This window comes from Microbacterium sp. NPDC060132 (assembly GCF_042729675.1).
Classification (GTDB): Bacteria; Actinomycetota; Actinomycetes; order Actinomycetales; family Microbacteriaceae; genus Microbacterium; species Microbacterium sufflavum.
In genome coordinates this window covers 3,343,574-3,355,129 of sequence record NZ_JBHWXU010000001.1, presented here as the reverse complement: position 1 = coordinate 3,355,129, position 11,556 = coordinate 3,343,574, and the positions used below count along the sequence as shown (strand labels likewise).

Sequence of the window (11,556 nt, the reverse complement as noted above, 5' to 3'; positions counted from 1 at the left end):
CTAGACTTCACCTCGATGTTCTACTGGCTGATGAAGTACGTCGTGATCGGCCCCGTGGTCAAGGCGGTGTTCCGCCCCTGGATCGTGGGCCGGAAGAACGTGCCCGCGAGCGGTGCGGCGATCCTCGCCAGCAACCACCTCTCGTTCGCCGACTCCATCTTCCTTCCCCTCGTGATCGATCGGCCGATGTCGTTCCTCGCCAAGAGCGACTACTTCACCGGTCGCGGCCTCAAGGGCTGGTCGACGAAGTTCTTCATGAAGGCGACAGGACAGCTGCCCATCGACCGCTCGGGCGGCAAGGCCTCTGAGGCTTCGCTCAACACGGGACTGCAGGTGCTCGGCGGCGGCGAGCTGCTCGGCATCTATCCGGAGGGGACGCGCAGCCCCGACGGCAAGCTCTACCGCGGACGCACCGGCATCGCGCGGATGGCGCTCGAGGCGAAGGTCCCCGTGGTGCCCGTGATCATGGTCGACACCGACACCGCGATGCCGATCGGTCGACGCATTCCCCGCATCATGCGGGTCGGGATCGTGATCGGCGAGCCCCTCGACTTCTCTCGCTACGCGGGCATGGAGAACGACCGCTACATCCTGCGCTCCGTCACCGACGAGATCATGGTGGCGCTGCAGCGACTGGGTCAGCAGGAGTACGAAGACGTCTACGCCTCGACCGTGAAGGACCGCCTGCCCACCCGCGTCACATAGGCTCCGCAGCGCATCTCGGCACCGTCGCCGACCAGTAGGCTTGACGCATGCTCCCGCACCACATCGATGCCCTTGATGCCTGGCGCTCGCTTCCCATCAAGCAGCAGCCGCAGTGGCCGGACGCCGACCGCGTCGCCGACGTCTCCCGGCAGATCGCCGCTCTCCCGCCGCTGGTCTTCGCGGGCGAGGTCGACAATCTTCGCGACCGCCTCGCGCGTGCCGCCTCCGGCCAGGCTTTCCTGCTCCAGGGCGGCGACTGCGCCGAGACCTTCGCGGGCGCGACCGCGGAGCAGATCCGCAACCGCATCAAGACGGTGCTGCAGATGGCGGTGGTGCTCACCTACGGGGCGTCGATGCCGATCGTGAAGATGGGGCGCATGGCCGGGCAGTTCGCCAAGCCGCGCTCGAGCGACACCGAGACCCGTGGCGAGGTCACCCTGCCGGCGTACCGTGGCGACATCGTCAACGGCTACGACTTCACGGAGGGCTCGCGCCAGGCCGACCCCGGTCGTCTGCTGCAGGGCTACCACACGGCCGCGTCGACGCTGAACCTGATCCGCGCGTTCACGCAGGGTGGTTTCGCCGATCTGCGCGAGGTGCACTCGTGGAACAAGGGGTTCGCGCAGAACCCGGCCAACCAGCGCTACGAGCGCATGGCCGCCGAGATCGACCGGGCCATCAAGTTCATGGAGGCTGCGGGCGCCGACTTCGACGAGCTGAAGCGTGTCGAGTTCTTCACCGGCCACGAAGGCCTCCTGATGGATTACGAGCGGCCGATGACGCGCATCGACTCACGCACGGACACCCCGTACAACACGTCCGCCCACTTCCTGTGGATCGGGGAGCGCACGCGCGAGCTCGACGGCGCGCACGTCGACTACTTCTCGAAGATCCGCAACCCGATCGGCGTCAAGCTCGGTCCGACGACGACGCCGGAGACGGCTCTCGCGCTGATCGACAAGCTCGACCCCGAGCGCGAGCCCGGACGACTGACCTTCATCACGCGCATGGGTGCCGGCAAGATCCGCGATGCGCTGCCTCCGCTGCTCGAGGCGGTCCGCGAGTCGGGCGCGCAGCCGCTGTGGGTCACCGACCCCATGCACGGCAACGGCATCACGACGCCCACGGGATACAAGACGCGGCGCTTCGATGACGTGGTCGACGAGGTGCGCGGGTTCTTCGAGGCGCACCGCTCCGTGGGCACGTTCCCGGGCGGCATCCACGTCGAGCTCACGGGCGACGACGTGACCGAGTGCCTCGGCGGCTCGGAGCAGATCGACGAGGCCGCCCTCGCGACGCGCTATGAGAGCCTGTGCGACCCGCGCCTGAACCACATGCAGTCCCTGGAGCTGGCGTTCCTCGTGGCCGAGGAGCTCGAGAAGCGCTGACGCCGCGGACACTGCATGACGAAGGGGCCGGAACATCGTTCCGGCCCCTTCGTCATGCGCCGACTCAGCCGGCGAAGCCCATCGTGAGCGTGATCGTCGCGCCCTTCCGCTGCGGGTCCGTCGGACTGTACGACTCGACGCGCGTGTTCTGATTGGCCAGCAGATCCCACACCGAGTCCGGGAGACCGGTGCCGCTCGTGTACGCCCACTTGAAGCCGGCGTCACGTAGTGCCTTGGTCGCCTCGTCGCGGGACAGCCCTGACACGTCGGGGACGTCGAACAGCGGCGGACCCTGGGAGACGATGAGCTGCACGGTCTCGCCCGGACGCCAGGACCCCTCCTCGCCACGCTCAGCGATACCGATGACGCGGTCCTTCCCGATCGTGTCGCTGGGCTGGTACTGGCTCTCGGCGTTGACCTTGAGGCCCTTGCTGGTGAGGGCGTCGGTCGCCTGGCTCACGGTCATATCGCTCACATCCGGCACGGGGCCGCGCGAGATCTGGATGGTGGCGGTGTCCTTCTCGAAGACCGTGCAGCCCTCGTCGCAGCCGTAGGCGTCGCCACCCGCGCGGGGGGTGATGCGCACGTTGATGACCGAGCCGTCGGCGACGTCGGTGAAGTACTCCTCGTCGTCGGTGATCTCCAGGTTCGCCCCCTCCAGGGCCGCGCGCACCTCGTCGGCAGGCACCCCGGCCACGGCGGCGATGTCGTGCGACGCGGGTCCGGCGGAGACGACGACCGCGACCGTCGCCCCCTTGTCGAGGCGTGAGCCCTCGCCCGGATCGGTCTCGATCACGGTGCCCTTGTCGACATCGACCGAGAACTCGTCGCGCTGCGTCGGCACGAATCCGGCATCGGTGAGCTCGGCGGCGGCCTGGTCGTACGTCTGACCCGCGACGGCGGGTACGGCGATGAGCGAGCCGGGGCCGGAGCCGAACCACCAGCCGACGCCGCCGGCGAGCACGGCCAGCAGCAGCACGAGGGACAGGAGGAAGGCTCCGCGGGCGCGGCGCTTGGACGCACGGCGCCGCAGGATCGTGGCGTTGTCGACCGTGCCGGCGGTGGGCGCGACAGCGTCGGGGATCACCATCGTGCCCGGCATCACCTTGGTCAGGTCGCCCGAGTCGGCGGCGCTCTGCGGGGGAACGGTCGCTCTGGTCACCGCGGGGGAGATGCCGAGCTCGCGCTCGATGTCGCGAAGGCGCTCGAGCATCTGCTGTGCATCGTCCGGCCGCTCGTCCGGCGACTTCTCGGTCGCCCACAGCACGAGCTCGTCCAGCTGCTCGGGAACGGCGGGGTTGCGCACGCTGGGGCGCGGCACCGACTCCGTGGCGTGCTGGAACGCGATCTGCATCGGCTGCTCGCCCTTGTAGGGCTGCTCGCCCACGAGCATCTCGTACAGCATGATGCCGAGCGCATAGATGTCGCTGCGCGCGTCGGCCGTTCCGCGGGTGACGAGCTCCGGCGCGAGGTAGGCGATGGTGCCGAGGAGCTGCTGTCCGGTCGCGGTGTTCGCGGTCGTCGCGCGGGCCAGTCCGAAGTCGCCGATCTTGATGCGGCCGTCCTCGGCGAGCAGCACGTTCTCGGGCTTCACGTCGCGGTGCACGATCCCGGCACGGTGCGCCGCGGAGAGCCCGGCGAGCACGGCATCCATGATCGTGATGGTCTGCGCGACCGTGAGGCGTTTCTGCTCCCGGAGGAGTTCGCGCAGGGTGATGCCGGGCAGGTACTCCATCACCAGGTAGGCGAGCTCGCCGTCCTGGCCCTGGTCGAAGACGTTCACGACGTGCGGATCGGCCAGTCGTGCCGCGGCGCGCGCCTCCTGGATGAAGCGGCTCTGGAACGCGGAGTCGTCGCTGAGGTGCGCGTGCATGACCTTGAGGGCGATGCGGCGTTCGAGGCGGAGGTCCGTGGCGACGTATACCGTGGCCATCCCGCCGCGCGCGATTCGAGCTCGGACTCGGTACCGACCGTCGACGAGCCGCCCGATGAGGGGGTCGGCCTGCTGATTGGTCGTCACGTCAGAATTCTAGGGAGGATTGCCTGAAAGCCCCGGGAGCGCCTCACCCCTGGACCCCGTATTCCCCGGACATCTCAGCCGTACAGCGCGAGCCAGGCGTAGGCCTGAGTCTCCCACTGCCCGTACTTGTCGGGGTAGGCGGAGATCTGCACGGCCTGCGCTGCCGCGGTGAACGACAGGCTCTCCCACCCGGGGATGTCGAGCAGGCCTCGGGTGACCGTGCCGTTCGGATCGCTCGGGCCGCCATAGAACACGCGGGTGCTGCGGTCGGCGTCCATGATCTGCTCCGGCGTGCCCCACCCGGTGCTCGGGCGCTGCTGGAAGATGCCGAGCGAATCCCGATCGCCCCAGTCCAGGTTGCGCAGCCCGGACTCGACCATGCCGGTCGCGAGCGCCGTCGCGATGGCGCGATCGGACACGCCGAGCTCGCGACCGATGCGGATGATGAGGGCGGCGGTGCCGGCCTGCTCTGCGGTGAGAGCGGCGCTGAGCTGACCTCCCGGTGCGGGAGCGGCCGCCGGGGCTGTGGCCGGCGCAGGAGCGGCGGCCGCCTGCACGGCGATCTTCTGCCCGGGGTAGATGATCGACGACGGCCCGAGACCGTTCAGTGCGAAGAGAGCCTGCGTCGTGGTGCCGTAGGACTGGGCGATCCCGTACAGCGTGTCACCGGCCGCGACCGTGTGCGTCGTCGCCGCGGGAGCGGGCGCCGGTGCCGGAGCCGGAGCGGGAGCGGGTGCCGCGGCGGGCGCAGCCGCGGGCGCGCCGATGGCGAGGCTCTGCCCCGGGTAGATGATCGAGGCGCGGGTGAGCCCGTTCGCGGACAGGACCGCATCGACGCTCGTGCCGTAGCGCTGCGCGATGGCGTAGACCGTGTCTCCCGCGACGACGGCGTGCACGGTGGTGGCGGCCGGTGCGGGCGCCGGTGCCGGAGCAGGCGCCGGAGCGGCGGCAGGATGGAGCACGAGCGTCTGCCCCGGGTAGATCACGGAGCGCCAGGACAGGCTGTTCCAGGTCAGGACATCGGCCGTGCGCAGCCCGAAGCGACCGGCGATGGCCGCCACGGTGTCGCCCGGCTGGACGACATAGGTCGCCGGCGCCACCTGGGCGGGCACGCCGCGCGGGGGAGCGGTGCGCTGCCGTTCGAGCGGCGCGACCGAGGCGTCGGTCACGGCGACGGCCGGCGCGGCTGTCAGCGTTGCGGCGAGAGCGCCGGCGATCGCGGCGGGCAGCCCCAGCTGCAGGGTTCGAGCGCGGCGAGCAGCGGTCTGAAGGTTCACGACGGGCCCCCTTTTCGAGCACTTCACGCTGACACGGATGTATAGAGATGTCAACAGAAGTGACACATGTGAACAGTGTGACGCGAGTGCTGAAATGCGTCAGGGACGCCGAGGTGAGATAGTGGGCATCGTGTCTGAGAACGTTGCCGCCTCACCCGAAGCCGCCCCCGTCGAGTGGTTGACGCTGCCCGACCTCGTCGAGGTCCTCGGTGAGCCGCTGGGACGGGTGCGTCGACTGATCGACGACCATCACCTGGTCGGATCGCGTCGTACCGGTGTCTTCGCCGTGCCGTCCGTGTTCATCGTCGACGGGCACCCGCTGAGTTCGCTGCGCGGCACGGTCATCGTGCTGCAGGATGCGGGCTTCAGCGATGACGAGCTCATCGACTGGCTTCTGGCGGAGGAGGAGAGCCTCGGCCGTTCGCCCATCGCGTCGCTGCTCGCCGGCCACAAGAGCGAGGTCCGCCGACTCGCGCGCACCCTGGCCTGAGCGGGCTTCAGGCCGAGCGCACTGTCGCGGCTCGCCCGAGGTCGCGGAGCTCGCCCACGGCGGCGTTGTCGAGCGGAGCTCCGGTCAGCGCCCTGTCCGCCTCGCGGGCGTAGGCGGAGATCATGTCTTCCACCCGTGCGAGCGCGCCGGAGTCCGCGATGGTCGACTGCAGAGCGGCCACCTGCTGCGCACTCAGGGCCGGGTCGCCGAGCAGCTCATCGAGGATGGTGCGTGCGGGCGCGTCGAGCGCCTCGCGGGTCAGCGCGACCAGAACCGTCCGCTTGCCCTCTCGCAGATCGTCGCCGGCCGGCTTGCCCGTCACGCTGCTGTCGCCGAAGACGCCCAGCACGTCGTCTCGGAGTTGGAACGCCATCCCGACCGGGTGACCGAAGCGCCGCAGCGCGGCGAGCTGCTCGTGGTCTGCGCCGGCGAAGGCGGCACCGAGGACGAGCGGCTGCTCGATGCTGTACCTGGCCGACTTGAGCGAGGCGATGCGCAACGCGCGTTCCGCGTGCTCCTCCGCCGGATTGACGCTCCAGGCGGACTCCTCTGCGATGTCCAGGAACTGGCCCGTGGTCACATCGCGTCGCATGCGGGCGTACTCCCCGCGCACGGCGCTCGCGTGCGGATGGCCGTCGAGGGCGGCTTCGAGCAGGTCGTCGCTCCACGCCACCAGGAGGTCGCCGAGCAGAACGGCCCCCGCGCGACCGAAAGCCTCCGCGTCTCCGCTCCAGCGGGCGCCGCGGTGCGACGCCTCGAGGGCGCGATGGGCCGCGGGGCGACCGCGCCTGGTGTCGGAATTGTCGATCAGGTCGTCGTGCACGAGGGCGGCGGATTGGAAGATCTCGAGGGCCGCGCACAGATCCCACAGGCGGTCGTCCTCGGTGGCCGTGCGCTCGTGGAAACGGGCGACGGCACGCCACCCGGCATGACAGAAGCGCGCGCGCAGTCGCTTGCCACCCGCTAGCGTGCTCGCCGCCATGTCGAGGAACGCGCCCGCATCCGGCCCGTAGGCCGATGACTCCTCCCGCATGCGTGCGAGGAAGCCGTCCAGTCGGGCGGCGACGGCGTCGGGGACGGGAGAGGCTGACGGCACGACTCCCAGCATACGTAAAGGAAGGGAGGGGCCTGACGCTGGCCCCGGACGCCCGTCGAGCGTAGACTGGAGTGCACCATACCCGAGGGGGACGAGATGCCACTCTCCGAACAGGAGCAACGTCTGCTCGACGAGATGGAACGCCATCTCCTTCACAATGACGCCGATGTGGTGAGCGCGCCGTCCGGTGACCGCGCACTCAGCTATCGCAACCTCGTCTACGGGGCGCTCCTGCTGCTCGCGGGCGTCGGCGGTCTCGTCGTCGGTGTCATCCTCGGCGATGTCTGGGGTGTGGTGGTCGGGGTCATCGGGTTCGCGGCCATGCTTGCCGGCGTCATGCTCGCGGTCACCCCCGTGCGTCGCTCGGCGCCGGCCGAGCCGCGTCAGCGCTCGACCGCGAAGCGACAGGACTCCTCCTCCTTCATGGATCGCATGAACGATCGCTGGGATCGCCGCCAAGACGGACGGTGACCCGCCTCACCTTCTCTGAGAAGCCCGGATGCTCTGCATCCGGGCTTTTTCCGTGTGTGGACTCTTTCCTCCACTGGGCCTCCACGGCCCTCCACTGACGCTCCACCCCGCTCCACCGCATAATCACGCGGTTCTCTGGCGCGCCCGGAGCCCTTCGAGCAGAATCTACGGGCATTCCTCATAGGAAAGTGGAGCAAAGTGGAGTAAAGTGGGGCGCACCTCGAGTTGGCCGGACGGAGAGGGGGTGAAGGCCGATGCTGCTGGGCACGCACTCACCGAAGCTGGACGACAAGGGACGGGTCATCCTTCCCGCGAAGTTCCGCGAGGACCTGGGTGGCGGCATCGTCGTCACCCGCGGTCAGGAGCGCTGCCTCTACGTCTTCAGCACGGCCGAGTTCGAGGCGATGCACGAGCGGATCCGTCAGGCGCCGCTCGCGAACAAGCAGGCACGTGACTTCATGCGCCTGTTCCTCTCCGGAGCAAGCGCGGAGATGCCCGACAGCCAGAACCGCATCACCATCCCCGTCCACCTGCGTCAGTACGCCGGTCTTCAGAAGGAGCTCATCGTGACCGGAGTCGGTGCTCACGCCGAGATCTGGGACGCCGAGAGCTGGAACGCCTACCTCGCCGCTGGTGAGGAGTCCTACGCCGAACTGGAGCAGGAGGTGATTCCGGGACTGTTCTGACCACGGCTGTGATGCCCCGCCGCTCCCGCCCCGACACACTTCCCCGGTGCCGGGTCGCGAAGCGGAGGGGGATCAGAGCCGAAGGTCGGACCCGAGAGAGATCATGAGCCTCCGCGACATCCACACCCCCGTCCTGCTCGACCGCTGCGTCGAGCTGCTCGCGCCCGCCCTGCAGGAGGACGGCGCCGTCCTGGTCGACGCGACCCTCGGAATGGGCGGCCACTCCGAGGCGCTGCTGGAGCGGTTCCCCGGCATCCGCCTGATCGGGCTCGACCGCGACACCGACGCGCTGCGGATCGCGGGGGAGCGGCTCGCCCGGTTCCGCGATCGCCTCACCCTGGTGCACGCCGTCTACGACGAGATCGGCCTGCATGCTCAGGGGGCCGCGGGCATCCTGTTCGACCTCGGGGTCTCCTCGCTGCAGCTCGACGAGGCCGAGCGCGGTTTCGCGTACGCCAAGGATGCTCCTCTGGACATGCGGATGGACCAGACGAAGGGCATCACCGCCGCCGACGTCATCGCCACCTACAGCGAGGGCAACCTGCGGCGCATCTTCGAGCGCTACGGCGAGGAGAAGCTCGCTGGCCGTTACGCCCGATTCATCATCGAGGCACGGCAGAAGCAGCCGATCCTGCGGTCGGGCGAACTCGTCGACATCCTCGTCGCTGCCACGCCCGCGGCCGCCCAGCGCGCTGGACACCCCGCCAAGCGGGTCTTCCAGGCGCTCCGGATCGAGGTCAATGCGGAGCTGAACGTGCTCGCCGACGCGATCCCGGCCGCGATGGACGCCCTCGCGGTCGGCGGCCGCATCGTCGTGATGTCGTACCAGTCGCTGGAAGACCGCCTGGTCAAGCAGGCGTTCGCGGCCGCGTCCGCGTCCACGGCCCCGGCGGGGCTGCCGGTCGAGCTCCCGGAGCACGCCCCCCGCTTCCGCATCCTGACCAAGGGCGCGGAGCTCGCCGACGACGAAGAGCGCGCCCGCAACCCGCGGGCGATCCCGGTGCGCCTGCGCGCCGCTGAGAAGGTGCGGGAGAGCGCATGAGCATGAACGCAGTACGCACGGCGGCCCGTCCGCTGCCCTCCGAGGCGCCGCAGCGCGCACCGAAGCGGCGACTGCAGCCGGTCACCACCCCCGCGGTCCGCCGCAAGCCGAAGCTGGCCTATGCGCTCGTGGCCCTCGCCGGCGCCCTCGCCATCGGCGCGGCGCAGGTCGGGCTGTCCCTCGCGATCACGCAGGACTCGTTCACCCTCGCGGGCCTGTCGTCCCAGCAGCGGGAGCTGGATCTGCACACGCACGCCCTGCAAGAGGAGCTCACCGGCCTGAGCTCGCCGCAGGTGCTCGCCAGCAGCGCGGCCGCGCTCGGGATGGTCGTCGCCGGTTCCCCCTCGTACCTCCGGCTCAGCGACGGCGCGGTCTTCGGCACGGGGTCGGGAGCCGACTGGACCTCGACCGTCGACCCGAACGGCGCGGCGGCCGTCGGGAACGTGCTGATCACCGAGAACGCGCCGCCCGCGGAGCAGACCGCGCAGGGCGAGGACGGCGTCGCGCCGCCCGCGCAGGATCTTCCGCCGGCCATCACCGACGGCCTCCCCAGCCCCACCACCCACTGATCGCAACGACCACGGAGAGATCCCATGACGACACGAGCCACGCGCGGACCGCGGCGACGCACTGTCGTCGCTCTGGCGGTCATCCTCTCGGTCCTGGTGGCGTTCGTCGTCCGCCTCGTCGACATCCAGGTCGTGAGCGCCGACGAGCACGTCTCGCAGTCGCTCGAGCACATCGGGGCGGGTTCCGCCATCCCCGGCCAGCGCGGCTCGATCGTCGATTCCGGGGGCACCGTGCTCGCATCGAGCGTCATGGTCTACGACGCCCAGCTGAGCCCGCAGGTGATCATGCTCGTCGAGGAGAAGAACCCGAAGCTGCCGTGGGCCGAGGCCTCGGACAAGATCGCCGCGATCACCGGTCAGACCGGCGAGGAGGTGCGGGCGCTGGTCTCCAACGCCCTCGCCGAGAACCCGAACAGCCAGTACGCGCCGCTCAAGAAGGGCCTGAACACCGAGCAGTACATCGCCCTGCGCGACCTCGGCATCGGCTCCTACCTGTCGCTCAAGCCGCGGGAGACGCGGGTCTACCCGAACGGTGCGGTCGCCGGGAACATCCTCGGCTTCCTCGACAACACGGGGGAGGCGAAGGCCGGCGTCGAGCAGCTCGAGGAGACGTGCCTCGCGCCGGTCGACGGTGAGGAGACGTACCGCAAGGGCAAGGACGGCGTCGTCATCCCGGGCAGCGAGAAGGTCGTCGACGCCGTGGACGGCGGCACCGTGCAGCTCACGATCAACAGCGACCTGCAGTGGTACCTCCAGCAGATGATCGGCGAGGAGGCGCAGAAGCAGGGCGCCAAGGGCGGCACCGTGACGGTCGTCGAGGTGGCGACGGGCAAGATCCGCGCTGCGGCCGAGTGGCCGGCGATGGACCCCAACGACCTCGACTCCTCCACGCCCGAGACGCGCTACAGCCAGATCTTCCACCGAGACTTCGAGCCGGGATCCACGTTCAAGGCGATCACCGCCGCGGCCGCGATCGAGGGCGCGGGTCTCACGCCCCTGAGCACGGTGACCGCCTCGTCGCGCGAGACGTTCCCGAACGGTGCCGTCATCAACGACGCCTTCTCGCACCCGGCCTACAACTACACGCTCGCGGGCGGCCTGATCGACTCGTCGAACGTCGCACTGTCCAAGTTCGGCACCATGGTGTCGCCCGAAGTGCGCTACGACTACCTGCAGCGGTTCGGCGTCGGCCAGAAGACGCTCGACTTCCCGTCCGAGGTGTCCGGCCTGCTGCACCCCGTCTCCGACTGGGACAGCCAGTCGCTGTACACGACCACGTTCGGCCAGTACTTCACGGTAACCGCGCCGCAGCTCGCCGGCGCATACCAGGCGATCGCGAACGGCGGCGAGAAGATCGACCTGTCGCTGGTCGAGTCCTGCACCGGTGCGGACGGCACGGTCTCCGAGGTGAAGAAGCCCGAGCACGAGCAGATCGTCGCACCGCAGACCGCAGCCGACCTCACCCGCATGCTCGAGAACGTCGCGGTCCAGGGCGGCAACGCCGATCGCATCCAGGTTCCCGGCTACCGCGTGACGAGCAAGACGGGTACCGCACAGGTCTCCGACGGCAACGGCGGATACAAGGCCGGCGTGTACTACACGAGCATGGTGGGCTTCGCTCCGGTCGACGATCCGCAGTACGTCGTCGTGGTCACTCTCGACGAGCCGACTAAGGTTGTATCGTCCGCGGCCACCGCATCCGCCTTCCAGAAGGCGATGACGCAGGTGATGAAGACCTATCGCGTGATGCCGTCCTCTGTCCCGATGGACGCGCTCCTCCCCAAGTTCGGATAGTCGGCGAGAGCCGCGCAT

11 protein-coding genes are annotated in these 11,556 nt (G+C 69.5%); 8 read left to right on the top strand and 3 right to left on the bottom strand.

Going from position 1 to position 11,556, the window contains the following annotated elements; genetic code table 11:
* The first annotated feature begins 15 nt into the window (after positions 1–15).
* Complete coding sequence (locus ACFWCH_RS16245) at positions 16–705, top strand: 1-acyl-sn-glycerol-3-phosphate acyltransferase (protein WP_136037280.1); 690 nt, start codon at positions 16–18, stop codon at positions 703–705.
* 47 nt (positions 706–752) lie between these two features.
* Positions 753–2,093 (top strand): class II 3-deoxy-7-phosphoheptulonate synthase, encoded by a 1,341-nt coding sequence (locus tag ACFWCH_RS16240; protein WP_136031294.1) that lies wholly within the window; start codon positions 753–755, stop codon positions 2,091–2,093.
* A gap of 64 nt (positions 2,094–2,157) precedes the next feature.
* Here the strand turns inward: ACFWCH_RS16240 and pknB are convergent, their stop codons facing one another.
* Positions 2,158–4,113: a Stk1 family PASTA domain-containing Ser/Thr kinase gene (gene pknB / locus ACFWCH_RS16235; protein WP_136037281.1), complete on the bottom strand. Its 1,956-nt coding sequence runs from the start codon at positions 4,111–4,113 to the stop codon at positions 2,158–2,160.
* A gap of 74 nt (positions 4,114–4,187) precedes the next feature.
* The gene (locus tag ACFWCH_RS16230) at positions 4,188–5,390 is read right to left on the bottom strand and encodes a LysM peptidoglycan-binding domain-containing protein (protein WP_378803808.1); all 1,203 of its coding nucleotides are present in this window, start codon (positions 5,388–5,390) and stop codon (positions 4,188–4,190) included.
* Between the two features lie 121 nt (positions 5,391–5,511).
* Between ACFWCH_RS16230 and ACFWCH_RS16225 the strand changes: the two genes are divergently transcribed.
* Positions 5,512–5,880, top strand: coding sequence for an Rv2175c family DNA-binding protein (locus tag ACFWCH_RS16225; RefSeq protein ID WP_205812765.1), 369 nt, complete (start codon positions 5,512–5,514; stop codon positions 5,878–5,880).
* 7 nt (positions 5,881–5,887) lie between these two features.
* Here ACFWCH_RS16225 and ACFWCH_RS16220 read toward each other — a convergent pair whose 3' ends face one another.
* Positions 5,888–6,976: a polyprenyl synthetase family protein gene (locus ACFWCH_RS16220; RefSeq protein WP_240753216.1), complete on the bottom strand. Its 1,089-nt coding sequence runs from the start codon at positions 6,974–6,976 to the stop codon at positions 5,888–5,890.
* A gap of 96 nt (positions 6,977–7,072) precedes the next feature.
* Here ACFWCH_RS16220 and ACFWCH_RS16215 point away from each other — a divergent pair, with 96 nt between their 5' ends.
* The 5 genes from ACFWCH_RS16215 to ACFWCH_RS16195 all read left to right on the top strand — a co-directional run bounded on the left by ACFWCH_RS16215 (position 7,073) and on the right by ACFWCH_RS16195 (position 11,538).
* Positions 7,073–7,447, top strand: coding sequence for a DUF3040 domain-containing protein (locus tag ACFWCH_RS16215; RefSeq protein ID WP_136031304.1), 375 nt, complete (start codon positions 7,073–7,075; stop codon positions 7,445–7,447).
* 254 nt (positions 7,448–7,701) lie between these two features.
* Positions 7,702–8,133, top strand: a complete 432-nt coding sequence (gene mraZ, locus ACFWCH_RS16210; protein ID WP_378803807.1) for a division/cell wall cluster transcriptional repressor MraZ — start codon at positions 7,702–7,704, stop codon at positions 8,131–8,133.
* Positions 8,134–8,236: 103 nt separating this feature from the next.
* Positions 8,237–9,175 carry a 16S rRNA (cytosine(1402)-N(4))-methyltransferase RsmH gene (gene rsmH / locus ACFWCH_RS16205; protein ID WP_136037285.1) on the top strand — a complete coding sequence of 313 codons (939 nt, stop codon included), beginning with the start codon at positions 8,237–8,239 and terminating at the stop codon, positions 9,173–9,175.
* A complete protein-coding gene (locus ACFWCH_RS16200) occupies positions 9,172–9,744 on the top strand; it encodes a hypothetical protein (protein WP_136031310.1) in 573 nt (190 codons plus the stop codon). The genes rsmH and ACFWCH_RS16200 overlap by 4 nt, the downstream gene beginning before the upstream one ends.
* 24 nt (positions 9,745–9,768) lie before the next feature.
* A complete protein-coding gene (locus tag ACFWCH_RS16195; protein WP_136031312.1) occupies positions 9,769–11,538 on the top strand; it encodes a penicillin-binding protein 2 in 1,770 nt (589 codons plus the stop codon).
* Positions 11,539–11,556: the final 18 nt, after the last annotated feature.

Excerpts from the sequence above, each read along its gene's own strand:
- ACFWCH_RS16245 (WP_136037280.1), top strand. The coding sequence starts at position 16 with ATGTTCTACTGGCTGATGAAGTACGTCGTGATCGGCCCCGTGGTCAAG.
- ACFWCH_RS16240 (WP_136031294.1), top strand. The coding sequence starts at position 753 with ATGCTCCCGCACCACATCGATGCCCTTGATGCCTGGCGCTCGCTTCCC.
- ACFWCH_RS16215 (WP_136031304.1), top strand. The coding sequence starts at position 7,073 with ATGCCACTCTCCGAACAGGAGCAACGTCTGCTCGACGAGATGGAACGC.
- mraZ (WP_378803807.1), top strand. The coding sequence starts at position 7,702 with ATGCTGCTGGGCACGCACTCACCGAAGCTGGACGACAAGGGACGGGTC.
- rsmH (WP_136037285.1), top strand. The coding sequence starts at position 8,237 with ATGAGCCTCCGCGACATCCACACCCCCGTCCTGCTCGACCGCTGCGTC.
- ACFWCH_RS16200 (WP_136031310.1), top strand. The coding sequence starts at position 9,172 with ATGAGCATGAACGCAGTACGCACGGCGGCCCGTCCGCTGCCCTCCGAG.
- ACFWCH_RS16195 (WP_136031312.1), top strand. The coding sequence starts at position 9,769 with ATGACGACACGAGCCACGCGCGGACCGCGGCGACGCACTGTCGTCGCT.